Source organism: Corynebacterium sp. MSK039 (assembly GCF_030232315.1).
Lineage (GTDB): Bacteria > Actinomycetota > Actinomycetes > Mycobacteriales > Mycobacteriaceae > Corynebacterium.
The window spans coordinates 317,029-343,293 of the sequence record NZ_JASPJL010000002.1 but is presented as its reverse complement, the minus strand read 5'-3'; the positions used below and the strand labels follow the sequence as shown (position 1 = coordinate 343,293).

20 protein-coding genes and 1 pseudogene are annotated in these 26,265 nt (G+C 65.4%); 2 read left to right on the top strand and 19 right to left on the bottom strand.

Annotation, left to right across the window (positions count from 1 at the left end; all coding sequences use genetic code 11):
- Positions 1-56: 56 nt before the first annotated feature.
- The 7 genes from QP997_RS03165 to gatC form a co-directional block, all read right to left on the bottom strand.
- Positions 57-1,688: an AMP-binding protein gene (locus QP997_RS03165; protein WP_284846176.1), complete on the bottom strand. Its 1,632-nt coding sequence runs from the start codon at positions 1,686-1,688 to the stop codon at positions 57-59.
- Between the two features lie 135 nt (positions 1,689-1,823).
- A complete protein-coding gene (gatB, locus tag QP997_RS03160) occupies positions 1,824-3,338 on the bottom strand; it encodes an Asp-tRNA(Asn)/Glu-tRNA(Gln) amidotransferase subunit GatB (protein WP_173362309.1) in 1,515 nt (504 codons plus the stop codon).
- 54 nt (positions 3,339-3,392) lie between these two features.
- Entirely contained in the window at positions 3,393-4,430 is a 1,038-nt protein-coding gene (locus QP997_RS03155; RefSeq protein WP_148812430.1) for a 6-phosphofructokinase, read from the bottom strand.
- Positions 4,431-4,500: 70 nt separating this feature from the next.
- Positions 4,501-5,946, bottom strand: coding sequence for an MFS transporter (locus QP997_RS03150; protein ID WP_070759322.1), 1,446 nt, complete (start codon positions 5,944-5,946; stop codon positions 4,501-4,503).
- A 124-nt stretch (positions 5,947-6,070) separates the two neighbouring features.
- Positions 6,071-6,748, bottom strand: coding sequence for an NUDIX domain-containing protein (locus QP997_RS03145; protein WP_070759320.1), 678 nt, complete (start codon positions 6,746-6,748; stop codon positions 6,071-6,073).
- 81 nt (positions 6,749-6,829) lie between these two features.
- On the bottom strand, positions 6,830-8,338 hold the full coding sequence (gene gatA / locus QP997_RS03140) for an Asp-tRNA(Asn)/Glu-tRNA(Gln) amidotransferase subunit GatA (protein ID WP_284846175.1): 1,509 nt from the start codon (positions 8,336-8,338) through the stop codon (positions 6,830-6,832).
- Positions 8,339-8,437: 99 nt separating this feature from the next.
- The gene (gatC, locus tag QP997_RS03135) at positions 8,438-8,743 is read right to left on the bottom strand and encodes an Asp-tRNA(Asn)/Glu-tRNA(Gln) amidotransferase subunit GatC (protein ID WP_070759377.1); all 306 of its coding nucleotides are present in this window, start codon (positions 8,741-8,743) and stop codon (positions 8,438-8,440) included.
- 97 nt (positions 8,744-8,840) lie between these two features.
- On the opposite strand from gatC, the gene QP997_RS03130 reads away from it, so the two are divergent.
- The gene (locus QP997_RS03130; protein WP_070759316.1) at positions 8,841-9,524 is read left to right on the top strand and encodes an ACT domain-containing protein; all 684 of its coding nucleotides are present in this window, start codon (positions 8,841-8,843) and stop codon (positions 9,522-9,524) included.
- 63 nt (positions 9,525-9,587) lie between these two features.
- Here the strand turns inward: QP997_RS03130 and ilvA are convergent, their stop codons facing one another.
- Positions 9,588-11,123: a threonine ammonia-lyase, biosynthetic gene (gene ilvA / locus QP997_RS03125; protein ID WP_070759314.1), complete on the bottom strand. Its 1,536-nt coding sequence runs from the start codon at positions 11,121-11,123 to the stop codon at positions 9,588-9,590.
- Positions 11,124-11,147: 24 nt separating this feature from the next.
- Entirely contained in the window at positions 11,148-11,819 is a 672-nt protein-coding gene (locus QP997_RS03120; RefSeq protein WP_246818125.1) for a 3'-5' exonuclease, read from the bottom strand.
- Positions 11,820-11,881: 62 nt separating this feature from the next.
- On the opposite strand from QP997_RS03120, the gene ligA reads away from it, so the two are divergent.
- Entirely contained in the window at positions 11,882-14,026 is a 2,145-nt protein-coding gene (gene ligA, locus QP997_RS03115; protein WP_284846174.1) for an NAD-dependent DNA ligase LigA, read from the top strand.
- A gap of 72 nt (positions 14,027-14,098) precedes the next feature.
- Here the strand turns inward: ligA and QP997_RS03110 are convergent, their stop codons facing one another.
- From QP997_RS03110 to QP997_RS09930, 10 genes and pseudogenes are all read right to left on the bottom strand, one after another.
- Positions 14,099-15,157, bottom strand: a complete 1,059-nt coding sequence (locus QP997_RS03110; RefSeq protein WP_284846173.1) for a uroporphyrinogen decarboxylase/cobalamine-independent methonine synthase family protein — start codon at positions 15,155-15,157, stop codon at positions 14,099-14,101.
- Entirely contained in the window at positions 15,154-16,374 is a 1,221-nt protein-coding gene (gene mnmA, locus QP997_RS03105) for a tRNA 2-thiouridine(34) synthase MnmA (RefSeq protein WP_070759309.1), read from the bottom strand. The genes QP997_RS03110 and mnmA overlap by 4 nt, the downstream gene beginning before the upstream one ends.
- Before the next feature lie 29 nt (positions 16,375-16,403).
- Positions 16,404-17,591 carry a cysteine desulfurase family protein gene (locus tag QP997_RS03100; RefSeq protein WP_284846172.1) on the bottom strand — a complete coding sequence of 396 codons (1,188 nt, stop codon included), beginning with the start codon at positions 17,589-17,591 and terminating at the stop codon, positions 16,404-16,406.
- Positions 17,592-17,621: 30 nt separating this feature from the next.
- On the bottom strand, positions 17,622-19,001 hold the full coding sequence (locus tag QP997_RS03095) for an SLC13 family permease (RefSeq protein WP_284846171.1): 1,380 nt from the start codon (positions 18,999-19,001) through the stop codon (positions 17,622-17,624).
- Between the two features lie 134 nt (positions 19,002-19,135).
- Complete coding sequence (locus QP997_RS03090; protein WP_284846170.1) at positions 19,136-20,950, bottom strand: vWA domain-containing protein; 1,815 nt, start codon at positions 20,948-20,950, stop codon at positions 19,136-19,138.
- 159 nt (positions 20,951-21,109) lie between these two features.
- Positions 21,110-22,060, bottom strand: a complete 951-nt coding sequence (locus QP997_RS03085) for an electron transfer flavoprotein subunit alpha/FixB family protein (protein ID WP_148792145.1) — start codon at positions 22,058-22,060, stop codon at positions 21,110-21,112.
- Positions 22,061-22,122: 62 nt separating this feature from the next.
- Positions 22,123-22,911, bottom strand: coding sequence for an electron transfer flavoprotein subunit beta/FixA family protein (locus QP997_RS03080; RefSeq protein ID WP_070759303.1), 789 nt, complete (start codon positions 22,909-22,911; stop codon positions 22,123-22,125).
- 190 nt (positions 22,912-23,101) lie between these two features.
- A complete protein-coding gene (locus QP997_RS03075) occupies positions 23,102-24,373 on the bottom strand; it encodes a THUMP-like domain-containing protein (protein WP_284846169.1) in 1,272 nt (423 codons plus the stop codon).
- A gap of 7 nt (positions 24,374-24,380) precedes the next feature.
- Entirely contained in the window at positions 24,381-25,295 is a 915-nt protein-coding gene (locus QP997_RS03070) for an NUDIX hydrolase (RefSeq protein WP_070760874.1), read from the bottom strand.
- A gap of 338 nt (positions 25,296-25,633) precedes the next feature.
- Positions 25,634-26,140, bottom strand: a pseudogene (locus QP997_RS09930) (ABC transporter ATP-binding protein); the annotation flags it as partial.
- Between the last annotated feature and the right edge of the window lie 125 nt (positions 26,141-26,265).

Below are 26,265 nucleotides of genomic sequence, written 5' to 3'. Positions count from 1 at the left end.
TTCAATATTTGCACAGGTCGCCGACCCTACGCTCACCTTAGGACCCCGAGCAGCAGTTAGTGGATTTTGGCCTCCTGCCCTTGCCACGCCTCGTCACGCAGTTCCCTCTTGCGCACCTTGCCGGTAGAGGTCCGGGGCAGCTCGTCGAGAATGACGATATCCTTGGGCACCTTATAGCCCGCCATATTCACCCGGCAGTGGGCGATGATCGCCTCAGAAATCGCCTCCGGATCATCCCCTCGAGCCTCCGACCGCAGCACCACGTACGCACGCGGCCTCTCGCCCCATTTCTCGTCCGGCACTCCAATGACCGCACAATCGGAGACGTCCGGGTAACTGACGATGCCCTGCTCCACCTCGATGGTGGAAATGTTCTCGCCGCCACTGACCACCACATCCTTGGCCCGATCCAGCAGCTGGATATAGCCATCGGGATGCTTGACACCGAGATCGCCGGTGTGGAAATACCCACCTCGGAAGGCGATGCGGGTGGCTTCCTCATCCTCGAAGTATCCCGCCATCACCCCATTGCCAGTCATGACGATTTCGCCCATCGTCGTACCGTCACTAGGCACCTCGACAATCGAATCATCATCTTCAGCGGTTTGCTCGATGACCAGTACCTCTTCGTTGGTGATCATTGCAACGCCCTGCCGGGCCTTGAGCACCGCGCGACGCCGGACAGTCATATCCAACCACTCGCGCTGCGGCTCGCAGACGGTAAACGGCCCATAGGATTCCGTCAGCCCATAAACGTGTGTGACTTCGATGCCGAGATTCTCACACCGAGTGATGATGGTGGGGCTCGGCGGGGCTCCCGCGGTCACGATCCTGAGGTTCTTCACGCGCCGCTTGTTCTCATCATCGACCAGCGTGGTGAGCACCGCGGGAGCGCCACACATGTGAGTGATCCCCTCTTCTGCGATCAAGCGCCACATCTCTGGCCCTCGCACCGCCCGGAGCGCTACCTGGGTTGCCGAAACTGCCATCGTCGCCCAGCCGGTACACCAGCCTGAGCAGTGAAACATGGGTAGCGTCCACAGATAGACGCTGTCGCTGGCGAATTTTTGCGCGTTAACCTCGCCGATAGCGTTGAGGTAGGCCCCGCGGTGCGTATACACGGCACCCTTCGGCTTTCCGGTCGTGCCCGAGGTGTAGTTGATCGCAATGGGCTGATTGTCGTCGGCCACTCGGTAACTCAGATCCTCGCCCTCCCGGTGGGGCGCGATGAAATCCGCGAAAGAGGGGAACTTCCCGGGCTGGGTGCCGTCCAACTCTGGAATCTCCAACAACCGCAGTTCTTCTGGCAGTTCCTCAACCACGTCGGCTAGCAGGTCAGCTGCACCGATGAGGATATTAAAACCCGCGTGACCTTGGATATAGGCCACTTCGGCCGCCGCGAGCCGGGTGTTGATAGGCACGGTCACTCCCCCAGCGAGAGGCACGGCAAACTGCGCCAGCAGAGCCTCGTAGCTATTCGGGGCAAGCACCCCTACCCGGTCGTGCAGCCCCAACCCGTGGGCCCGCAACGCACGAGCGAAGGCTTCCGCATCCTCTCGGAACTGCCTGAAGCTGATGCGCCGCACTCCGTCGATGCAGGCCGTGGCTTCTGGGAAGATATTGGCGCTGCGCTCCAGGAACCGCAGCGGAGTCAGGGGAACATTCAGACCTCGATACTTAGTTTCCATAACCAACACGCTACATTCCCGCGCCCGCTTAAAGCGAGAGAAAATAAGAAACCTCCGGGCCCGATCTCTCGGGGCCCGGAGGCTTCTACGCGAATCATCGCGCGTCACGCGCGCAAGCGGTGGCCACGCGCGGTGCTAGTTCAGCTTCTCGGCGATCAGCTTATTGACCTGCGCCGGGTCAGCCTTACCCTTGGTCGCCTTCATGACGGCGCCCACGATCGCGCCGGTGACCTTCTTATTGCCCGCGCGGTACTTCTCCACGATGTCCGGGTTTGCAGCCAGGGCCTCGTCGACGGCAGCCTCGATCGCGCCGTCGTCGCGGACGACCTCCAGGCCACGGTCCTTGACCACCTGGTCGACGTCACCCTCCCCTGCCAGCACGCCGTCGACAGCCTGACGGGCGAGCTTGGTGGTCAGCTTGCCTTCCTTGACCAGCTCGATGATGCGGGCGACCTGTGCTGGGGTGATGTCGAGCTGCTCCAGCTCCACGCCCTGCTCATTGGCCTTCTGCGCCAGGTAGGCCACCCACCAGCTGCGGGCATCCGCCGGATCCGCGCCAGCCTCAGTGGTCTCCACGATCAGGTCGAGCGCACCAGCGTTGACGAGGTCGCGCATCTCCGCATCCGGCAGGCCCCACTCCTTCTGAATGCGGGCGCGGCGGATCCACGGCATCTCCGGCAGGGTCGCGCGGATCTCCTCGACCCACTCCTCCGGCGCGAGCACCGGGGGCAGGTCCGGGTCGTTGAAGTAACGGTAGTCCGCCATGGACTCCTTCGGACGACCCTTCGAGGTGGTGCCATCCTCCTGGTAGTGGCGGGTCTCCTGCTGGATCTCCACCCCGTTGACGAGGCAGGCGGCGTGGCGCTGCATCTCGAAGCGCACGGCCTGCTCCACGGAGCGCAGGGAGTTGATGTTCTTGGTCTCCGTGCGGGTGCCGAACTCGGTGCTGCCCTTCTCGCGCAGGGAGAGGTTCGAGTCCACGCGCATGGAGCCCTGGTCCATGCGGGCATTAGACACGCCGAGGGCCTTAACCAGGTCGCGCAGCGCGGTGACGTAGGCGCGCGCGATCTCCGGGGCCCGCTCGCCAGCGCCCTCGATCGGCTTCGTGACGATCTCAATCAGTGGCACCCCGGCGCGGTTGCAGTCCACCAGGGAGGCCGTCGCACCGTGGATGCGGCCGGAAGCGCCACCGAGGTGGGTCAGCTTTCCGGTGTCTTCCTCCATGTGGGCGCGCTCGATCTCGACGCGCCACTCGGTGCCGTCATCGAGGACGACGTCCAGGTAGCCGTCGTAAGCGATCGGCTCGTCGTACTGGCTGATCTGGTAGTTCTTCGGCTGGTCTGGGTAGAAGTAATTCTTGCGCGCGAAGCGGGAGTACGGCGCGATCTTGCAGTTCAGTGCAAGCCCGATCTTGATGGCCCACTCCACGCCCTGCTTGTTGACGACCGGCAATGCGCCCGGCAGACCCAGGCTGCACGGGTCCACGTGGGTATTCGGATCCCCGCCGAAGGCAGCGGTCGAGGTGGAGAACATCTTGGTGTTCGTGGACAGCTCGACGTGGACCTCCATTCCCATCACGGGTTCGAAGCGCTCCAGCACTTCGTCGAAATCCATCACATCGTCGGAATAGTCATACAACTGCGCAGTCATGGCGCCCATCTTAGTACCTTTGCCACCGGGCATCTGTAATCGGCTCGGGTGCTTTTAGCCCAGCAGGCCCTGGAGGTTTTGGTAGCGGTAGTCCGGCACGGACTTCACCCGCCCGACGGCCTGCTCGAAGTCGATGAGGTCGATTTTCTCGCCGTGCAGGGCGGCCACTTTTCCGGTCTTTCCTTCCAGCACTGCCTTGGTCGCGTTGACCCCACAGCGGGTGGCCAGCACCCGGTCGAATGCAGTCGGGGTCCCGCCGCGCTGCATGTGCCCCAGCACCGAGGAACGTACCTCCACTCCCAGGCGCTTCTCCACAGCTCGGGCCACCTGGTAGCCCATGCCCTGGAGCTTGACGTGCCCGAACTCGTCGAGCTCCTCTTCCCCGTCGCCCTGGCCGTCCAGGCTGCCGCCCTTCGGTTCCGCGCCTTCTGCCACGCAGATGATCCCGTAGCGCTCGCCCTGCTCGAAGCGCTTCTCCATGCGGGCGCAGACCTCGTCGATGTCGAAGGGGAACTCCGGCAGCAGCACGTCGTGGGCACCACCGGCCATGCCCGCATGCAGCGCGATCCAACCGGTGTGGCGCCCCATGACCTCAACGATCATGACACGCTTGTGGGACTCCGCCGTGGTGTGCAGGCGGTCGATGGCCTCCGTGGCCACGGCGACGGCGGAGTCGAAACCGAAGGTGTAATCCATGCCGTCGACGTCGTTGTCGATGGTCTGCGGAATGCCGACGACCGGGATGCCGTTGTCGTGCAAGAACTGTGCACCCCGCAGGGTGCCGTCGCCGCCGATCGGGATCAGTGCGTCGACCTCGTGCTCCGCGAGGTTGGCCTTGATTGTGTCGATCTGCGCCTTGAACTTATCCGGGTGCAGCCGGCCAGTGCCGAGAATCGTGCCGCCGTAACGAATGATGCGGTCGATATAGGCGTCGTCGTAGAGCGGGACCACGCGGTTTTCCACCAGCCCCTGGTAACCATCCTCGAAGCCAATAACCTCGACACCGGCGGCACCCGCGGTGCGCACGACACCACGAATCACTGCATTCAAGCCGGGGCAATCCCCACCACTGGTCAAAATCGCGATACGCATATCCTTAAGCTCTCCTCCCGAGCTGTGCCACCGGCACGTGTGCTTCCGTTGCAGCCTTACGCCAGCAACACTAGTTGCGCGGGGCAGGTCCTGGCTTAGCACTTCCCGAGACGGCCGTGGCTACGAGCCCGACCAGCAGCGCAGCGGCGATCGGGAGGAAGGACTGGCCGAAGGCATAAGCAAGCTGCTCCCCCGCACCGTCGCCGTAGTGGCTCAAACGCACCTGGAGGACGGCGCCCACCACGGCCACGCCGGTGACCGCACCGACCTGGCGGATCGTGTTATATGCCCCCGATCCGGCACCGGCCAGGTGGGGCGGCAAATCCCGCAGCGTCATCGCGGAGTTGGGCGACCAGAAGGCAGCGTTGCCCGCCCCCATCAGCAGCATGGGCACGATGATCGCCCCGGCCGATCCTCCCGGGCGAAGGCAGAAAAACAGCCCGAGAATCCCGGCGATCATGAACACGAAACCGGCCACGGCGATGGGCCGGGCGTCCTTCCGGTCGATGAGCCAACCGATCCAGGGCGACAGCGGCAGCGCCAGGACGGACATGGGCAGCACATAGGCCACGGCCGTCATCGCGGAGAGTCCGTGGACCTGCTGCAAGTACATCATCAGCGGCAGCATCATGCTCGCGGTGGCAAAGCCCATCGTGAAGATCGCGAGGTTTCCCATCGAGAAGCTGCGGCGGGAAAACAGCGTGGTGGGCAAGACGGGATCCTTGCCTTCCGCGCCGTGCGTGAGCCGGGCCTGGCGGCGGAAGAAGAGCACGCCGATGGCGATGCCCGCAGCCATCACGGCCCAGATCCACCAAGCCCAGGCCACGGTCTCGCCCTGCTGAATCGCGAAAATGAGGCAGCTGACCGCGAGCATGGACTGGGCCATCGAGATCCCGTCGATGGGCTTATCGGTGGGCTCGAAGGGCGGCACCCAGGCTGCGACCATTCCGATGGACAGGATGCCGATGGGAACGTTGACCAAGAAGATCCAGTGCCACGAGAGCGTGGAGGTGATGACCCCTCCCAGGATCGGCCCCATCATGGTGGATAGGCCTGCCACGGCACCCCACACCCCCATGGCCGCACCCCGCTTCTCTCGCGGAAAGACCCGGTTGATCACCGACATGGTCTGCGGGGTCAGCAGTGCGGCGCCGAGCCCCTGCACCGCCCGGGAGATCATCAGCCACTCGATCGTCGCGGAGTAGCTGCACGCCAGTGAGGCCAGCGTGAAGATCACCATGCCCACGATGTAGACGTTCTTCGGCCCGTAGCGGTCCCCCAGCCGCCCGGTGACCAGCAGCGGGACGGCGAAGAAGAGCAAGTACACCGAGGTCACCCAGATGACCTGGTTATAGGTGGCGTCCAGCTGTGCCTGCAGATCCGGGGTGGCAACGGCCACGATCGATTGATCCAGCAGGATCATGAAGAAACCGATGCAGAGGGCGGTCAGCGCCCGCCAGGCCGCCACGCTGTTCAGCGGGAGGGTCGGATACTTGTGCTCAGTCACAGGCACCATCTAATCACCTCCCCGGTCCGCTCTCCCCTCCCCGGGCCACGCCGGGCGGGAAGGCCGGGTCAGTTACCAGCCTCCGCCGGGAATAGTTGTGGAGCGGGCTCTGTGTCTTAGTCCAAGAGCTGTTTTAGCCCCAGAGCTGCGCCACCCGCTGCCGCACCTCCGGCAGCGTGGCCCGGAATTCGGGCATGAGGTTGAGCTCCTCCAGTTTCGAGAGCGGCTGCCATCGCAGGTCCGTGGATTCCTCGGTGAGGACGAACTCCAGCGGGTGCTCAGCGCGCGCAATGACGGTGCTATACCGCCATTCAGTCACGGTCTCATCGAGCACCTCCCACCAGAACTTGGCGCCGAGCCCGAAGACCGCCCGTCCCCCGTGTTCTGGGTGGTAAATGGGCTGCTCCTGCAGTGCCTGGCGGACATCGCCGTCGCGCTCGATCATGGCGCGCACAGGATCCAACAGGTGTTCCTCCTCCGGGAGGACGGCTTCGCGGCGCAGCACGTGGTTCAGCTCGACGCGAGAGGTGACCAGCGTGTCCAGGACGGTGACGTCCGCGGGGTCGATCCCAGTCTCCTCCTGAGTCTCGCGCAGCGCGCCCTGCTCGGGGGATTCACCGTGGTCGATCGCCCCACCCGGCAACGCCCAGGTATCCCCGCGGTTGGTCCACCAGGCACGGTGCTGCATGAGGACGACCGGCTCGGCGGAGTCCTCGGCCGGGGCGCACAGGAACAGCCCGGCTGCCCCCAGGGTCCCCCACCTGCGGGAGCCATCGACGCCAATTGCCCAGCCATCACCCGTAGTAACCATAGGGTCTACTGTACGCCAGCGGCCCCGCCCCCAAATCGAATCTGGGTGCGGGGCCGCTCGGTGTGCCTAGTTCAAGGAGCCTTAGTTCTCGCGGCCTGCCTCGAAGGCGGAGCCGACGCGGTAGATGCTCTCCTCACCATGGGCCGGGCCCATCAGCTGCAGACCGGTTGGCAGCTGGGTATCGCTGCTCAGTCCGCCCGGAACGGACATGCCGCAGACACCGGCGAGGTTCAGCGGGAGGGTGAACAGATCGAAGAGGTACATCTGCAGCGGATCGTCGACCAGTTCGCCGAGCTTGAACGCGGTGGTTGGGGTCGTCGGCGCGGCGATGACGTCCACCTGCTCGAAGGCCTTGGCGTAGTCCTGCGCGACGAGGTTACGCACGCGCTGTGCCTGCAGGTAGTAGGCGTCGTAGTAACCAACGGAGAGCGCGTAGGTGCCCAACATGATGCGGCGCTTCACCTCCGGACCAAAGCCCTCCGCACGGCTCAGGCTCATGACCTCATCGGCGCTGCGGGTGCCGTCGTCACCGGCGCGCAGGCCGTAACGCATCCCGTCAAAGCGGGCGAGGTTGGAGGAGATCTCGGAGAACTGGATCAGGTAGTAGGCATTCAGCGCGTGGTCGAAGTTCGGGCAGTCGACCTCCACGAGCTCCGCGCCCTGGGACTTCAGCTGCTCCAGGTTGGCCTCGTAGCGCTCGCGCACGCCCGCCTGCAGGGCTTCTGCCTGCTGGAACTGTTTGATCACACCGACCTTCACGCCCTTGAGGTCACCGTTCGCACCCTGCTTGGCGGCTGCGACCACGTCGGCGATCTCGTGGCGGGAGGACGTGGCGTCGTTCTGGTCGAAGCCCGCAATCACCTGGTGCAGGCGGGCGGTGTCCTCGACCGTACGGGCCGCCGGGCCACCCTGGTCCAGGGAGGAGGCGCAGGCGATAAGGCCATAGCGGGAGACGGTGCCGTAAGTCGGCTTCACACCCACGGTGTTGGTCAGTGCAGCCGGCTGGCGGATGGAGCCGCCCGTGTCGGTGCCGATGGCCAGCGGCGCCATGCCCGCAGCCAGCGCGGCGGAGGAGCCACCGCCGGAGCCACCCGGGGTACGCTCCAGATCCCATGGGTTGCGGGTCGCGCCATAAGCGGAGTTCTCGGTGGAGGACCCCATCGCGAACTCGTCCATGTTGGTCTTACCCAGGATCGGGATGCCAGCGCTGCGCAGACGCAGGGTCAGCGTCGCGTCGTAGGGGCTCATGTACCCCTCGAGCATCTTCGAACCGGAGGTGGTGGGCGCGTCGGTGGTGACGAAGGCATCCTTCAGCGCGAGCGGCACACCGGCCAGGCTCGAGGTCGGCGTATCACCAGCGGCGATGGCGGCGTCGACGTTGTGGGCGGCAGCCAGTGCCTCGTCGGCGCTGACGTGAATGAAAGCGTTGATCTCCCCATCAACGTCGCTAATGCGGTCCAGGTGAGCCTGGGTCACCTCGACAGAGCTGATGTCCCGCGAGTGAATCTTCTCTGCCAGTTCGGCGGCGGTCCAGGTCGTGAAGTCGGAGTCCGTACGCTCCCCGACCGTCAGGCGCTGAGCTTCAGTCATCAATAATCCTTTGAGCTGTAATCATCGGCAGCGTGGGTACGCTGCGTGGAGTTGGTGTTGTTATTCCGGCGTGCCAGCCAGGCACAAAGCTAAGGCAGGTTAATCGGCGAGGATCTGCGGAACCTGGAAGCGCTGATCCTGCACTGCCGGTGCCTGATCCAGGGCCTGCTCGGCGGTCAGCACGGGCATGACGACGTCCTCGCGCATCACGGAGACGGCACCGTCGACGTTCTGAGTCGGGTGGCTCAGCGGCTCAACCCCCTCGGTATCGACCTTGGAGATCGCGGCGACGTGCTCGATGATGTCGTCGATCTGGTCGGCGTAGCTCTGCAGCTCATCCTCCGGGATCTCGAGGCGTGCCAGCTTGGCCAAGTGGGCAACATTTTCGCGGGAAATTTCAGACATGCCCATAACTCTAGTCAAGGCCGTGCACGTTCACCTAGCATGCTCCGGCCGGAAAAGAGCTCCTTAAGTTTTTCGCACGGATCGCTAGACTTTAGGCATGTCTTATTTGATGCGCGTGCGCGTACCCGATTCGCCCGGCGCCCTTGGCAAGATCGCCCAGGCGCTCGGCAACGTCGACGGCAACATCCAAGGCGTCGACATCGTCGGCTACGACGAAGACGACTCCCTGAACAACGAGATCGTCGTCGTTGACGACATCGTCGTGGACCTGCCCCACGGCACGTTGCCGGACGTCTTGATCACCGCAGCCCAGGAAGTCGAGGGCGTGTTCGTCGACTCCATCCGCCCGTTCTCCGGCTCGATCGACCGCCGCGGCCAGGTGCAGATGTTGGCCTCCATCGCGGCGCTGCGCTCCCGCCGCGCTGAGGCCCTGGAGACGCTGATGGCGGATCTGCCGCGGTCCATGTCCGCGGGCTGGGCCATCGTGTTGGATACCGCGCCCCGCACCCATCGCATCGCGGCCTCGAGCGCTGCTCCTGAGGACAACGGCCAGGAGCTGGATTCCGCGCCCGTACTCGAGGCCCGGGTTCTCAACCCCGAGCAGGAGGACTGGATCCCCGAGCCCTGGGCGGTCATGGACTCCTCGCTTGCCGCCACCCCCATCGAGGGTTCCTCGCTGATCCTCATCGTGGGTCGCCCGGGCGGCCCGGACTTCCTGCTCTCCGAGGTGGAGCACCTGCGGCAGCTGGGCAGCATCCTGGGCGCGTTCTTCGCCGACTGATCCCTCGCCGGCGAAATACAACGCCCCGCGGCCGGGCGGGCGACCGTCGGGGGCTGAGGTGTTTTAGGCCTTCAGGAAGAACTGATAAGCCGGGCTGGAGCTGACCTCCGTGGCGTGATAACCCAGCTTCTCCAGGTGCTCGGCGAACTCCGCGTCCCCCTCCACATTCTCGAACGCGGCGAGCACGCGACCATAGTCCATGCCGATGCTTCGGTAGTGGAAGGCCGACACATTCCACCGCGTTCCCAGCACCTCGAGGAAGCGGATGAGAGCGCCCGGGTGCTCCGGGAACTCGAAAGCGAACACGCTCTCGGTCACGGCGTGTGGTGGCTGGCCGCCAATCATGTACCGCACGTGTTCCTTGGCCACCTCGTCCTCGGAGAGGTCGACCACCCCATAGTCAGCCGCAGCCAGGTCGGTGAGGATGGATTCCCGCTCCTGGTGGCCACCCTTGAGCTGCACACCGACGAAGATCTTCGCTGGTTCGTCGGTCTCCCCCACGCGGTAGCTGAACTCGGTGACCGCGCGGCTACCCAACACGGTGCAGAAGTCCAGGAAGGCGCCCTTGGCCTCGGGGATCGTCACGCCGAACAGGGCCTCGCTGCCCTCGCCGAGCTCCGCGCGCTCGGAGACATAGCGCAGCGAGTGGAAGTTGACGTTGGCGCCCGAGAGTACGTGGACGAGGGTTTCGTCGGTGATCTCGTGTTCGGCGCAGTAGCGCTTGAGGCCCGCCAGCGCCACCGCACCGGCAGGCTCGGCGATCGCGCGAGTGTCGTCGAAGATGTCCTTGATCGCCGCGCTGATCTCGTCGGAGGTGACGGTCACGACGTCATCCAGCCACTCGTCCAGGATGCGGAAGTTCTCATCCCCGATGCGCTTGACCGCCACGCCCTCGGCAAACAGGCTGGTGTAGGCCAGGTCCACCGGCCCGCCCGCCTTCTTCGCGGCGACGAAGCAGGCGGACTCCTCCGGCTCCACGCCAATGACCTGGATTGTGGGGTTCAGCTGCTTGAGCAGGATCGCCACACCGGCAGCCAGGCCGCCGCCTCCGATGGGGACGAAGACACGGTCGATCTCGGGGACGTCCTGGAAAATCTCCAGGCCGATGGTTCCCTGACCGGCGACCACCGCCTCGTCGTCGAAGGGGGCGACGAAGACCATGCCCTCGGTCTCGGAGAGCTCGATGGCCTTCGCCTTGGCCTCGTCGAAGTTGGCACCGTGCAGCAGCACACCGCCGCCCAGCCCCTGCACTGCGGCGACCTTGATCTGCGGGGTGATCTCCGGCATTACGATGGTGGTCTGGATACCCAGCTCGCGGCCGGACAGGGCCACCCCCTGCGCGTGGTTTCCAGCGGATGCCGCGACCACGCCCCGATTGCGCTCCTCCGGGCTCAGTTGAGCCATGCGGTTGAAAGCGCCGCGAATCTTGAAACTGTGCACCGGCTGCAGGTCCTCGCGCTTGACGAGCACGCGGTTATTCAAGCGCTTGGACAGCACGGGCATCGCGTCGGTGGGAGTGTGCTTCGCCGCCCGGTAGACGGGTGCTGCGACGATCTCCTTGAGGTAATCGGCTGCGGTGGGCTGTGGTGAGGAAGACATGTTTAGAAATTATAGGCAACCGGCCTATTGCAGCGGCCAGCTGGTGTTCACGTTCGCGTCGCGCCCCTTGGAGCGGAAGTACTCTGCCAAGCTGGACTGCTGCTCGTAGTACCAAGTGGACTGGTTCAACATGAGTTCGTCGGCGCTCATCTGGGTCAGCTCCGGGTGCTCACGGGCGATCTTCCATGCCACGCGGGCCGCGGCGATCGCATCAGCGGTGGCCTCGTGCGCATTGTCGAGGGCCACCTCGTAGTGTTCGCAGACCGCCCCCAGGGTGCGCTTGCCCTTGCGATACTGGTCGAAGTGGCGGTCCAGCAGCAGCGGGTCGATGACTGGACCGTCCACGGTGAAGCTCGGGTCTTGGCTGCGCAGCACCGTCAGGTCATAGGGGGCATTGAAGACCACGAGGGTCGCGCCGTCCTCCCAACCCTGCCGGATCGCCCGGATCGTCTCCGCCAGGACCTCGTCGTGCGGCTGACCGTGCTCTCGGGCGTATTCGGTCGTGATGCCGTGCACCGCGCTGGCCTGCTCGGGGATCTCGACCCCCGGGTCAGCGAGCAATTCGACGTCATCCACCTGACTGCCGCGGATGCGCACCATGGCGCTGGTCACGATGCGGGCGGACAGTGGATTGGTGCCGGTGGTCTCTAGGTCGAAGCTCAACATGTGAGCCGGATTGAAATGCGCTGCGGTCATGATCCTTACTCTAACCGGAGCACCAGACAGGCCAGAGCGGATCCTCGATAGACTTGGAACCCGTGAGCACTCAATACGATTCCGATTCCTCGCCCGCCGCCAACCCCGGAGCCGCAGATCCTGCGCTTGCAGAGCTGAGCCAGCAGTGGCAGTCCCTCGCGGACCAGGTCAGGCACCACCGCGAGGTGTACTACTACGGCAATCCGGAGATCTCCGACGCCGAGTTCGACGCCCTGCTCACCCAACTTCAGGAGTTCGAAAACACCCACCCCGAGGCGGTAACCGGCCCCAGCCCCACCACCGAGGTCGCCCCGGCCCCTCCTGAGTCCAGCCCGTTTCGCAACGTGGACCACCAGGAGCCGATGCTCTCGCTCGATAACGTCTTCGACACCGAGCAGCTTTCCTCCTGGCTGGAGCGCACCCCGGCCAAGGCCTACCTCACCGAACTGAAGATCGACGGCGCGTCGATCAACCTGCTCTACCGTAACGGCGTCCTGGAGCTCGCTCTCACCCGCGGCGACGGCACGACCGGCGAGGACATCACCCACAATGCCCGCACCCTCTCCGATATCCCGGCGCGCCTGCAGCCCTCCGAGGACTTCCCAGTGCCGGAGCTCGTGGAGATCCGCGGCGAGGTGTTCATCCGCGTCGAGGACTTCGCGAAGATGAACGCCCAGCGCCAGGCGGAGGGGCTGAAAATGTTTGCGAATCCGCGCAACGCCGCGGCCGGAGCGATGCGCCAGAAGGACCCGGCAGAGACCGCGCGCCGCCCGCTGCGCCTGATCTGTCACGGCATCGGCGCCCGCGAGGGCTTCACCCCGGACTCCCAGCACGCGGCCTACGAAGCGCTGGCTGCCTGGGGCCTGCCGGTGAGCCCGTACACCAAGCAGGTGCACAGCGCCAAGGAAGTGCTGGAGCAGGTCACCTACTGGGCGGACCACCGCCACGATGCGGACCACGAGATGGATGGGCTCGTCATCAAGGTGGACGATACACAGTCCCAGCAGCGGCTCGGCACGACCAGCCGCGCCCCGCGCTGGGCGATCGCCTATAAGTACCCACCGGAGGAAGCCCGCACCCGGCTGCACGACATCCGCCTAGGGATCGGGCGCACCGGCCGGGCGACCCCGTATGCGGTGATGGAGCCGAAATACGTCGCGGGCTCCACCGTGACCATGGCGACCCTGCACAACCCTTCCGAGGCCCACCGCAAGGGCGTGCGCCTGGGTGATGAGATCATGATCCGCAAGGCCGGGGAGGTCATCCCGGAGGTGCTCGGCCCGGTGGAGGACGCCCGGAGTGGTGCGGAGCGGGAGTTCCTCTTCAGCAGTCTGTGCCCGGAGTGCGGCACTCCCCTGGCCCCGGCCCGAGGAGAGGATGCGGACTGGCGCTGCCCGAATACCCGCTACTGCCCCGGCCAGCTGCACACCCGCCTGACCTACATCGCCGGCCGCGGGGCCTTCGACATCGACGCCCTCGGCGAGAAGGCGGCCTATGACCTCATCCATTCCGGCGTGCTGCCGGACGAGACGGGCCTGTTCTCGCTCACGGAGGAGGATCTGCGCCGCACGGACGCGTATACGACGAAGTCCGGCGCGCTGAATAAGCAAGGTGAGACGTTGCTGACGACGCTCGCGGCGGCCAAGGAGGTCGACCTGTGGCGCGTCATCGTCGCCCTGTCCATCCGACACGTCGGACCGACCGCGGCGAAGGCCCTGGCCAATCACTACGGTTCCATTCCGGACGTCGCCGCCGCCGATGTGGAGACGATGTCCACCGTCGACGGGGTGGGGCCCATCATCGCCGAATCCGTCCGCGACTGGTTTGCGGTCTCCTGGCATAAGGAGATCGTCGATGCCTGGGCGGCCGCTGGGGTGCGGATGGAGCAGGACGTCACCGAGCAGCCTTCCGCCGACGCGGCCGGGTCTATTCAGGCCGACCTGCTGGCCGGGTTGAGCATCGTTGTCACGGGCACGCTGGAGGATTTCGACCGTTCCAGCGCGAAGGAGGCCATCGAGTCCCGCGGCGGGAAGGCGACCGGCAGCGTGTCGAAGAAGACGGATTATCTGGTCGCCGGGGCCAAAGTCGGCTCGAAGCTCACGAAGGCCGAGGAGCTGGGTATTCCGGTGCTCGACGAGGCCGGCTTCCACAAGCTGCTGAGCGAGGGGCCAGGCCACGCTGACGAGGGCGACGCCGAGGAGGACTAGTCCCGGAGCGCTGGGATCAACACTTCGCTGCTGCGAGCCTGGTCGTTCCTGGGCTGCCCTGCTGGGTGAGGCTTAGCCTGCAGCGAGGTTGCGTGCGGCGATCCGCGCGGTCGCCGACCAGGTGGCTGCAACGGCAGGGCTCACCGCGACCTCGTCCAGCCCCGGGGTGATCGCGCAGAGGTCAACCTGCTGGACTAGCCGCTCTGCGGGGAAGCTCCACTGCTGCCACAGGCGCTGGACGGCACCCGCGTACGTGGCGGCACTGTCCTCGATCGCCGCGGCTCCCTGCGGCTCTGTGGGGCGCGGCAGGCAGATGCCGATCCCCTGGCCCGCCCCGACGCTGTATCCAATGGCGTCCTTGAGCTCCGAGGTGGACTGCTCGCCGAACAGGTGCCCGGCGGCCACCCCGACGCGGTCAAAGCCCACCTGGGGGATGTCGCGGAACAGCTCGGGCGGGCACTCGTGCAGCACGGCTCCCACGCCCTCGGGCAACTGGCCGAGCAGCCGCTGCCACACGCCCAAGATGTGCTCGGGGTCCACCGGGGCCAGCCGATCCCAGCGCGTGGCCCCGGCCAGCCCGGCCAGTAGTTGCGGCACGGCAGGCTCGTGGAGACCAATGAGCACCTCCGAGCCGGTCGCGCTGGCCATCCAATCGGCGGTCTCTGCCAGCCCTGCCCCCAACGTGAGGGCGATCTCCCGGAATGCGGGCCGGTCGGCAACGATGGGGTGGCCCGCCAGCTCCACAGTGGCGCCAAAGCTCCAGGGCCCGGCGGCGTTCAGCATGATCCGTGGGGCCCGACGTTCGGCGAGCACCGCGGGCACCAGGTCTCGGAGCTCCGAGAGATAAGACCGGGTCTGGCGACCGATCAGGCTGGCCCCGTGGCTAATCTCCCAGCCCCGCGGGTTCGCGGCGAGGTTGAGCTGCGCGAAACCGGCGGTCAGGGCGGTGACGTCCAGCGCGACGTCCTTGACGCCGGGCTCGCCTGCAGGCTGGATGCGGGGCAGGGAGATCCCGCCCGGCGCGCCGGTATCCTCATCCACATCGACGCCGCGGAGAAGCGCGGCCTCCAGGGCACTGTTCTGGTCCGGGTGGGTCGTGGCGAAGGACTCCCACCAGCCGAGACGTGTCATCGCTGGGCGTCCTCGCCCTGTTCGATGGCGTCGGCGTCCACCGCGCCGACGGTGCCGGGTGCGGGCTGTTCCTCAATCGGGGCCCCTAGGGCGGTGGTCGCGCGGATGGTGCCGGAGCCCAGCAGGATGTCGCCGGCCTCGTCGGGGCGGTAGACCACGGCGGCCTGGCCGCGCGCCACGCCCTCCAGTGGCTGCAGCAGCTCCAGCTCCAGGCGCCACGGCAGCTCGTCGGCCTCCTTCACGCGACCCGCCGGGGTGACCGGGGCTGGGTCGTCGACGAGCCGGGCGCGGGCGGGAACCACCCCGCCGTGGGCGCGCACCTGCACCTCGCAGTCGAATTCGCGGCCGTGTACCTCCGGATCGAGCCGCTTGAGGCGGTCGGCGATGATCCCGCCGACCCGCAGGTCCTCCCGGGTGCCAACGGTGACGGTACCCGTGTGGGCGTCGATATCCGTGACATAGCGTGGGCGGCCGTCGAGGGTTTCGCGCGGCAGGCCGAGCCCCTTGCGCTGACCAACGGTGAAGCCGTATACGCCGTCGTGCTCCGCCACCGTCTCCCCGCCGGTATCCCGTACCAGGCCGGGACGCAGGCCGATCTTCGAACCCAGGAATGCCTGAGTGCGACCATCCGGGATGAAGCAGATGTCGTGGCTATCTGGCTTATTGGCGACCCCGAAGCCGGCGTCGGCGGCCTCTTCGCGGATCTCGGGCTTGACGGTGTCCCCGACCGGGAACATGCAGTGTGCCAGCTGTTCGTCGGTCAGCACGCCGAGGACATAAGACTGGTCCTTGTCCGCGTCCACGCCCCGGCGCAGCACGCCGTCGTGGAGCTGCGCGTAGTGGCCGGTGACCACGGCGTCGAAACCCAGCGCGATGGAGCGGTCCAGCAGGGCTTCGAACTTGATCTTCTCGTTGCAGCGCAGGCACGGATTCGGGGTCTCGCCGATGGCGTAGGAGTCCACGAAGTTATCGATCACATCGGCCTTGAAGCGGTCGGAGAAGTCCCAGACGTAGAAGGGGATGCCGAGCTTGTCGGCGACCCGCCGGGCGTCTGCGGAATCCTCCAGGGAGCAGCAGCCACGGGAACCGGCGCGCACGGCCTCCGGGGATTGGGACAGCGCCAGGTGCACGCCGATAACCTCGTGGCCTGCTTCGAGTGCCCGGGCGGCCGCGACCGCCGAATCCACACCACCGCTCATTGCTGCTACTACTCGCATGGGTGGCACCCTACTCGGGTTTAGCGGGCTTAGGCCATTCCGGCGGCGCGAGCCTGCTCGGCCACGCGTGGCAACAATTCGGCGATGCGTTCAGCGTCCGCCATCGTGGTCTCCGCGCCGAAGGTCAGCCGCAGGGCACCTCGGGCCACCTCCACGTCCACTCCCATGGCGGCGAGCACGTGGCTGGCGCGGTTCACCCCGGCCGCGCACGCCGAACCCGTGGAGGCATCCACCCCCGCAGCGTCCAGCAGCATGATGAGGCTATCCCCCTCCGCACCGGGGATGCTCAGGTGCAGGTGGCTGGGCAACGAGGGTTCGTGGGTCCACACTTTTATCCCCTCGATGCCACGGACGGCCTCCAGCACCCGCTCGCGGATGTTCCGTAGCCGCTCGTTCTCCGCAGCCATATCCCGATGTGCCGCCGCCAGTGCTGCTGCGGTGCCCACCGCCCCGTGGACGTTGACGGTCCCAGAGCGCAGCCCGCGTTCCTGGTTCCCGCCCTTCAACGGCGAGAGGATCTTCGCATCCCGGCGCGCGAGCAACACCCCGGTCGAGCGCGGCCCGCCGAACTTGTGCGCGCTCGCTGCGAGGGTGGCGACCCCGAGGCCGTGGAAGTCGATCGGCACCCTCCCCGCTGCCTGCACGGCATCCACGTGCATGGGCACTCCCTTGTCCGACGCGATCGTGGCAAGTTCGCCGACCGGCTGGATGTTCCCGGTCTCGTTATTCGCCCACATGCAGGTGATCAGCGCCGTCTGCTCGGGAGCCATGTTTTTTAGGACGCCGATCTCCTCGGCCGCTTCAAGATCAACGACTCCGTGTTCGTCCACGGGCAGCTCGACCCGGCGGTACCCCAGGGGTAGCGGTCCAGCGCACAGCCAGTCAATGGATTCCCCCACCGCCGGGTGCTCGATGCCAGGAGCGATGATGTCCCCGGCAGTCGGGTGCAGCTTCCGGGAGCCGAAGGCCAGCCCCTGCACGGCGATGTTGTCGGCCTCCGTGCCCGAGGCGGTGAAGATCACCTCCACAGGGTCGGCGCCGAGGAGCTCGGCGATCTGCTCGCGAGCTTCCTCCAGCAACCGCCGGGCGTCCCGGCCGGTGCGGTACTGGCCGGCTGGATTGAGCGCGGATTCTGCCTCCCGCATCGCCGCGGCTGCCTCCGGGCGTAACGGGCTCGAGGCGGCGTGGTCGGCGTAGATGCGGGGCTGGCTTGTCATGGTTTCTAGTGTGACATAGCCCCTGGCAGGCTAGGCGAACATCCCCATGCCCCAGCAAATGGCAACCAACACGATGGAGAATGCCCAGACCACCGGCAGTGCGCGCTTGAGATAGTGGCCCATCTGCCCCTCCGCCAGGCCGAGCGCCAGCCACAGCGCCGGCGAGAACGGGGAGACGAAGGTGCCGATGACATTACCCACGATGAGCGCTGCGGCAGCCCCCATGCCGCTCACACCGAAGTTCGCAGCAGTCTCCTGAACGATGGGCAGCACCGAGAAGTAGTAGGCGTCGGTGGACGTGAGAAGGTCCAGTGGGACGCCGAAGAACGCGACGATGATGTGCAGGTACTGCCCCACTCCCTCAGGCATAATCGCGATGAGCTGCAGGGCGATCTCCTCGAGCATGCCGCTGCCGTTGAGCACCCCCAGGAACATGGCGGCCGCGATGATCACACCGGCCATGGAGAGCGCATTCGGTGCGTGCCGGTTAAGCACCCCGGTCTGAGCCTCCTTGTTCTGGCAGTTCACCAGCATGGCCACGGTGGTGGCGATGAGGAAGGCCGGGGCCGGCGGCAGCAGGCCCGCCAGCAGCACGACCAGCACCGCGAGGATCAGCACGATGTTGATCACCGTCACCGCCCTGCCAGTGCGGAAGGACAGGCCGATCTCCGCCTGCTGTTGGCGCTGGTTCTCTGCGAAGTTGGCGGCCATCTTCTCGACGTCGATGTTGGCCGGGCTTGGGGTATCTGCCCCGGCAGCAACCGTCTGCGCGCTGCGCTTGCGGGCGCGGCGCAGCTCGAGGACGCCGAGGACCCCGGCCACTGCGAACACTCCGAGCAGCGCGATGCCCTGGGCTGGCAGCAGGTGGATCCAAATATCGTGCGGGTCCTGTGCGATGACCGAGCCCGCGCGCCCCACCGGGCCTGCCCACGGGACCATGTTCATCACCGACGCCGCCAGCGCGACGATCATCAGCAGTGTGTAGCGGCTCATGTGCATCGCCTTATATAGCGGCAGCAACGCGGGAATCGTCAGCAGGAAGGTCGTCGAGCCAGAGCCGTCGAGGTGGGCGACCACGCCAATGGCCGCGGTTCCCAGCGTGATGAAGACAGGATTACCCCTGGTGCCCTTGATCAGCGCTCGAATCACGGGCGTGAACAGCCCGACGTCCTGCATGATTCCGAAGAAGATGATCGCGAAGATGAACATCACGACCACACTCATGACGGATTTCAGCCCGTCGCTGAAGAAGTCGGAGAGTTCCTCAAAGCTATAGCCCAGGATCAGGGCTCCGATCGCTGGGATGAGGGCCATGGGCACGATCGGACTCACCTTGCCGCGAATCAGAATTGCGACGGTGAGGAAGATGATGGCGAGCCCAGCGATGGTGAGCCCGAGGGCTGACTGCATGCCCACGTCCTTTCCAGTGAGGGGTGGCGCGCCTTCAGCGCGCCTATGTCGTGCGTCACATTGTGGCAGACACCCCAAACTGGAGCACAATCATCGAGCGCACGAGTATTTTTGCGCTCGATATAAAAGCTGGGTTAGGACTTCTTCCGGCCCGTCACCGCCAATACGATGGCTGCCAGCAGGGCGATGATCCCTACCCCGGCGGCTCCGATCATGGGCCAGCTCATCCCATCGTCTTCCTGCTCTGCGGCCACATTCTTGGCATCTGCAGCGCCGTCATCCTGCTCTTCGCCCAGATCCTTGTCGAAGGAGGCAAACTCCGGCGCCCCCTCGCCAGCCTTGTCCAGGACCTCCACGGTCATCGTGCCTTTGGCCTCCCCGTGCTTATCGGCCGTGTCCTCCCGCTCGCCGCCCGAGACGATGATGAAGTAGCGGCCCGGCAGCGAGTTCTCGTTCGGGTAGATCTCACCGCTGTTCTTGTAACGGATCGGGTAAGTCCGGGCCTTGAGGCTGACGCTCTTGCCGCTGCCGAAGTCCGAGCTATCAGTGTCGTTAACGAGGGCATCGCTTCCGAAGGGAGAAAGCACCCTCGTGTTCCATGCCATGAAGCGCTTCTGCACCGTTTCCAGGTCGGTCTGCACCTGTACGTGCTGCCCCCAGTCCAGATCCACGGCGAACACCTGGCTTTCGCCCATCGTCACCGCGATGTTGTGGGCGCCAGGCTCGATGACCTTGGCGTTCCCGAAGGAGTCACCGCCGTAGGACGTGCCTTCCGGCGCCTTTTCTGCCTCCATTTCCTCCCATTCGGGTGCCTTGGCGGCTTCTGGCAGCTCGTCGAGGTTTTGGACCGCGCCACGCTCCTCCAAGTGGATCCGCACCGGGAGCTCGCCTTCGCCCTTGACCTCCGTGGTGACTTTCAGCAGCAGGTTGTCGGCGTCTTCGCACTCCCTGCTAGATAGGCTGGTGGCCAGCAGACCCTCGGGGCCGCTGCTGTGCCCATAGCCGGATTCTCGGGCGCATTTTTCTTCGCTGGTGGGATCGACCAGTTCGACGGTGATGGAGCCGTGTTCTTTGTCAGTTTCCGCCAGGCTCATCGCGGCACCTGCCCAGACCACGGAATCCTTGGCCTGCTTCGGCACGCGGTACCAGCGCGTCTCGTTGAAACCGAACTTGTCCAGGTAGGTTCCCGGCCTCATGTCGGGGGCCTCAGATCGGGAGTCCCCGCCGGTGATGGGGTCCCCGTCCAGTTGGAAGGCCTGGCCCGTGCGCATCGCAGCTTCCTCGATGGCTGTCTTGATCTCATCGGCGTTATCTGCCGAGTAGTACTTTCCGTTGCCCTTCTTCGCGATGCACTGCAGCTGATTGCGCGCCTTGCCATCCACGTTCATGCCCACCACATTGATGGTCACGTTGATGCCCTGCTTCTGAAGTTCATCGACGACGTCGCAGGGGTCCGGGACGCAGGTTTCCTCGCCGTCGGAGACCAGGACGATGGTGTTTTCTTCATCCTCCCCTGGCTTGCCGATGTCCTTGCCGGCTTCCTTCAGGGCATAAGAGATCGGGGTCCACCCGGCTGGGCTGTACCCCTCGATGGCCTTCGAGAGGTCCTCGCGATTCCCCGTCGCAATCGGGACCACCAGCTCGGAATCACGGCAGGATTCTTCGCTGCCTTTGTTCTTGTCATTCGCGCCGTACACCCGCAACCCCAGCTCGGTCTCCTCCGGTGTTGAATCGACCAGGGAGTTCAGGGCGTCCTTGGCTGCATCAATCCGGGTTTTCCCGCCGTCGATCTTCTCCGCCATCGACCCGGATGAGTCCATGACCAGGTGTACTCGCTGCTTCTTTGGCTTGTCGATATCGGCGTTGGCTACCCCAACGGGAACCGCTACAGCGAGGATCGCCCCCACCACAAACGCCAGAATGGCCCCAACTGAACGTCGTGCCCACATCTTAAAAAGTCCCCTCAACTCGAAGTGGTATTTACTGCTTCCCAAAGCTCTTAGGCACACTATGGACGGATATAAAAAAGCCGGTGCTCCGTCATAACGGGAAACACCGGCTTTTTATTTTTTAGCTGCGCTCAGGGCAGCTGATTGGATTCGGGAACCTTAACGGTTCTTGATCTCCTCGGTTGCCTGCGGGGCAACGTCGAAGAGGTCACCAACGATACCGAAGTCTGCGATCTCGAAGATCGATGCCTCGTCATCCTTGTTGACCGCAACGATGGTCTTGGAGGTCTGCATACCAGCCTTGTGCTGGATAGCACCGGAAATGCCCAGTGCGATGTACAGGTTCGGGGACACGGTGACACCGGTCTGGCCGACCTGGAACTTGCCCGGGTAGTAGTCCGCGTCGACTGCGGCACGGGATGCACCAACGGCACCGCCGAGCGCGTCGGCCAGTGGCTCGACAACGTCGGTGAAGCCCTCGGAGCCGCCCACGCCACGACCACCGGAGACGACGATCTTCGCCTCAGCCAGGTCCGGACGGTCGCCGGCCTCAGCCGGAGCGAAGCTGGTGATCTTCACAGCCGTCGGGCCAGCGCCCGGCAGCTCGACTGCCTGGATCTCACCGGCAGCGTCCTGCGGCTCCGGATCGATGGAGCCGGCCTGCCAGGTGAAGACCGGGGCCACGCCTGCGGCACCGGAGTCGACGATGTACTCGCCACCGAAGACCGGCTTCTTAGCGTTGCGCTCGGCATCGATCTCGGTGATGCCGTAGACCGCACCGGAGCCCACGCGTGCGGACACGCGGCCAGCAACCTCGTTGCCGGTAGCGGAAGCAGAGACCAGGACCGGAACCTGCAGGTGAGCGGCGAGCCCGGAGAGGGCGTCGACGGACGGGGTGATGAGCAGGGAGTCAGCCTCGTCGGACTCGGCAGCGTAGATGGTCTCCGCGCCAGCAGCAGCCAGCTCGGACTTCAGGCCCTCAGCGGTGCCCGGCTTGCCAACAACGACGGCGCCGACCTGGCCGAATACGCGACCAGCGGTGATGAGCTCGCGAGTGGTGTTCTGCAGCTCACCTTCAACGTGATCAACCAGTACCAATACGTTGGTCATGGATTTTCCTCTTTCCTAATGTGGCAGGGAATGTCGGGTTATGGAACGTGAAAAGCGGTGAGCTAAATCAGCTTTTCCTTGGCGAGGAACTCGACGAGCTTCTTGCCGCCGTCGCCCTCATCGGTGATCTTCTCACCGGCGGACTTCGGTGGCTTCGGCGTGACGCCAGCGACCGAAGAGGTTGCGTTGCCGCCGCCGACGTTCGCCGGGTCGACGCCGATGTCGGAGAGGCTGAGCTCCTTAATCTCCTTCTTCTTTGCGGCCATGATGCCCTTGAAGACGGCGAAGCGCGGGGTGTTGGCCTTCTCCGTGACGGAGACGATAGCCGGGGTCGGCGCCTCGAGGCCGAAGATGCCCTCCTCGGTGACGCGCTTACCGGTGACGGTGCCGCCCTCGACAGCCAGCTCCTCCATGTGGGTCAGAGCCGGGATCTGGCGGTACTCGGCCAGCAGGCCTGGAATGGCACCAGCAACACCGTCGGTGGAGGCGTTACCAGCGATGATGAGCTCAATGTCCTCGATCTGGTTGAGCGCGTTGCTCAGCGTCCAGGCGGTACCCAGGACGTCGGAGCCCTCGAGGCCCTCATCGGTGACCAGGATTGCCTCGTCGCAGCCCAGGGACAGTGCCTTGCGCAGCGCCTCGGTCGCGCGGGTCGGACCCACGGAGAGCACGATGACGTTGCGGGAGGAGTCTGCTTCCTTCAGCTGGAGTGCAGCCTCGACAGCGTTCTCGTTGATCTCATCGAGAACAGCGTCGGCGCTGTCACGGTCCAGACGGAAGTCGTCCTCACGGAGCTTGCGCTCGGAGTACGTATCCGGCACCTGCTTAACCAGAACAACGATGTTCGACATGCGTTGGCCTTTCGTGATTGCGTGTTGGTTTCCAGTTCAGCTTAGCTTGAAAAACGTGAGCTTCGCCACAACACATTAATATTTTTCTAGAACCACCCCGCCATGCGGGCTGGGCGTGTCACCGTCCGTTCTACCCAACCGGCACACCCCGCGCCCGCGCTTTGCGCCAACCGGCAGCGAATTCGCAGAATTAAGGCTTGTCGGGGGCTACCGCGCGGCAGATATAGGCCACCACCCCGCTGCTCACCCCGCCCCCGCGCTGCGTCGAATTCCGCTCCCCCAGCCGCGCGATGACGACCGTCGCCTCGCCCTTGCCCTTCAGCTTCAGCTTCGCGCGCAGCTGGTCGGGATTGATATCCGCCCCGCGCACGAGGATCTCCAGCTTGCCGACTCCTCGTTGCTGCAAAGTCTTGCGCAACTGCTTGACAGGCACGGTATCCAACACCTCGAAGGCCCGCATGCCCGCCGGGATGTGGTCCCCCGTGACATAAGCCAGGTTCGGGTCCACCAGCCACAGCCCCTCCCGGGCCGCGAAGTGGCGCACCAGCCCAGCGCGAATGATCGCTGCATCCGGTTCCATGATGTACCGGCCAGGCTGCCCCGCGCGTGCTGCGACGTCGTCTTCTGACAGCTCCGGCTCCCAGCTGGCCAGGGCGTCCACGCTGTCCCCCTGACTGCTGGTGCTGATCACCACAGCCCGGCGCGCCAACCCCTCGCTATCCCGGGCTTCCGGGGACACCAGCCCGGCGGTTAAGGCACAGGCCTCCTTGGCTTGCCCGTCCACGCTGATGACGTCCACCTGGCCGGCCCAGTCCTCGAGCTCGGCGAAGTCCACTCCCGGGGCGAGTTTCACCATCAACTCGTGGCCGGGATAGGTCGCGACCAGGCTGCTAACCGGGGGCTGCATGTCTTCGAGCCGGTGAATCCGCCCCGAGGAGTTGCGTCGAGCCGGGTCCGCAAGGATCACCGGCTTCTCCTCCGGTGTCCCTCCCCAGGGCTCGAGGGCATCGGCCACCCGCACCTCGACGCCCGGGCAGTTTGTGCGGGCCATCGCCACCCGAACCGGGTCAATGTCGGAGCCGCTGCACGTGAGCCCGGCATCCTTAAGCGCCACAAGCTCGGTCCCCACCGAACAAGTGACGTCACGAGCCGCCTCCACCCCCAGTGCTGCGAGGTGCCGAGCACGGAAGCGAGCCACGGTCAGCGGGGTGGACTGCTGGGCGGCGTCCTTATCGGTCCACCACCCGGCCGCGAGTTCCCCAGGTAGCTTCACCGCCACAATCCGGCGGGCTTCGACCAGCTCGGCCACTGCGCGGGCATGTTCACCCCAGGCTTTGCGCAACGCTGCCATATCGGACACCACGCTGCGCTGGCTGAGCTCAAGCTCGCCGGCCTGCGCGATGGCGGTGCCGGCGTCGGGAGAGGACTGGAGCCACTGAAGCTCCTCAAAGCTAAAAGACAACCGCGACCTACTGCAGATAGGAGCCCGGACGGTGCTCGAACGGGTGCTCCGGCAGCTCCGCCGGGTCCACCGCAAACTTCATCCCCGGGGCGAAGACGCGCTTCGGGCGACCGTACATCTTGGATTCCATGAGGTAGTACTCGGCCATATAGGGCTCGTCGATCGGCTCGTCCAGCACGGGGTCCACCGAAAGTCCCGACGAGAAGTCCATGACCTCGTCGACCGTGCGGAAGGTGCTCAGCAGCTTCAGCTGCGCCCACGTCGGGGGCATCAGGCTAATCTTCCGGGAACGCCACCCGTCGAGCAGCGTTGACGGGCGGAACCAGCCCGTGGACGTGGCCTCCCGCGTGTCCCCGGTCGTGTCCTGCCCCTCCGGCAGACGGGCGACGAAAAATGCCGTGTCGTAGCGGATCGGCTGCCCCTCTGGGGTCACCCAATTCGCCCAGGGGCGCAGCAGATCGGCCCGCAGGATCAGCTTGTGCCGGTCCATGAACGTAGAAAACGGGAGTAGGTGATTCTCCAGCTCCTGGCGCTCGTGCTGGAAGCGCGTGGTGTCCGCGACAATATCTCCGTCCTCATTGGAGGCCAGGAGCGTGCCTGCCTCCTCGAAGGTCTCGCGCACCGCGGCACACACGAGGGCGCGGGCAATCGCGGGATCCTTGCGCAGACGGTGGGCCCACCAACGAACGTCCGGGCCGGACCAGCGCACATCGGGCGAGTCCACCCCGTCGCCGTCGACGTCACCGGGCATATCGCGAGCATCCACCCCACCACCCGGGAAGACAGTCATCTCCGCGCAGAACGCCATGGTTGACGCGCGCTCCTGCACGTAGACCTCCGGGCCGGATAGCGTGTCACGCAGCAGAATGACCGTGGAGGCATGCCGTGGCTCTACCGGACCCAACTGCTCTGCAAATCCCATCTCGAGCCGGACCTCGCTTTCAACCTAAATCGGTACTTAAAAGACTCTAGCTAATCCCGCGCCCGGTGGGCTCCACCGCGACGAAGACGGCGGGCGAACCAGCGGCCGTCCTCCTGCTTAACCTCGATGGGCTGGTGGTAGGCCTTGGTGAGGTTCTCGCTGGTCATGATGTCGGTCAACAGGCCCTGGGCCACGATGTGGCCTTCGTCCAGCAGCATCCCGTGGGTGAATCCCGGCGGGATCTCCTCCACGTGGTGGGTGACCAACACGGTCGCCGGGGAATCCGGATCCATCGCGATCTGGCTGAGCAGCTCGATCAGATCTTCGCGGCCACCGAGGTCCAGCCCGGCACCCGGCTCATCGAGCAGCAACAGCTCCGGGTCGGTCATCAAGGCGCGCGCGATGAGGGTGCGCTTGCGCTCTCCCTCAGACAGCGTGCCCCACGTGCGGTCGGCCAGGTGATACGCCCCCACGACCTCGAGGGTGTTGACGGCCTGCTCGTAGTCCATCTCGTCGTAGGCCTCCCGCCACCGTCCCATGACGTCGTAGCCCGCGGAGATGACGATGTCCGAGACCACCTCGTCGTCCGGGATGCGGTGAGCCAGGGCAGAGCTGGACATTCCGACGGCGGTGCGGATGTCGCGGACGTCGGAGGAGCCCAATCGTTCGCCGATGATGTCCACAGTGCCGGTCGTCGGGAAAAGCTGCGCGCTGGCCAAGCGCATCAGGGAGGTCTTCCCGGCGCCGTTGGGCCCCATGATGACCCAGCGCTCGTCAAGCTCGACCTGCCAGTCCAGCTCGTGCAGGATCTCGTTGCCGCCCCGGCGCAGCGATACACCGCGCATGTCCAGGATCAGGTCCTCCGGCGCCGCCGGCTGGGTTTCCGGGGTGGAAATGACATTGCGTTGCATGGTGGTTCTCGTTACCTCAGGGGCTCGTGGGATCGGATCGGGTTACTCCGGCGGATAAC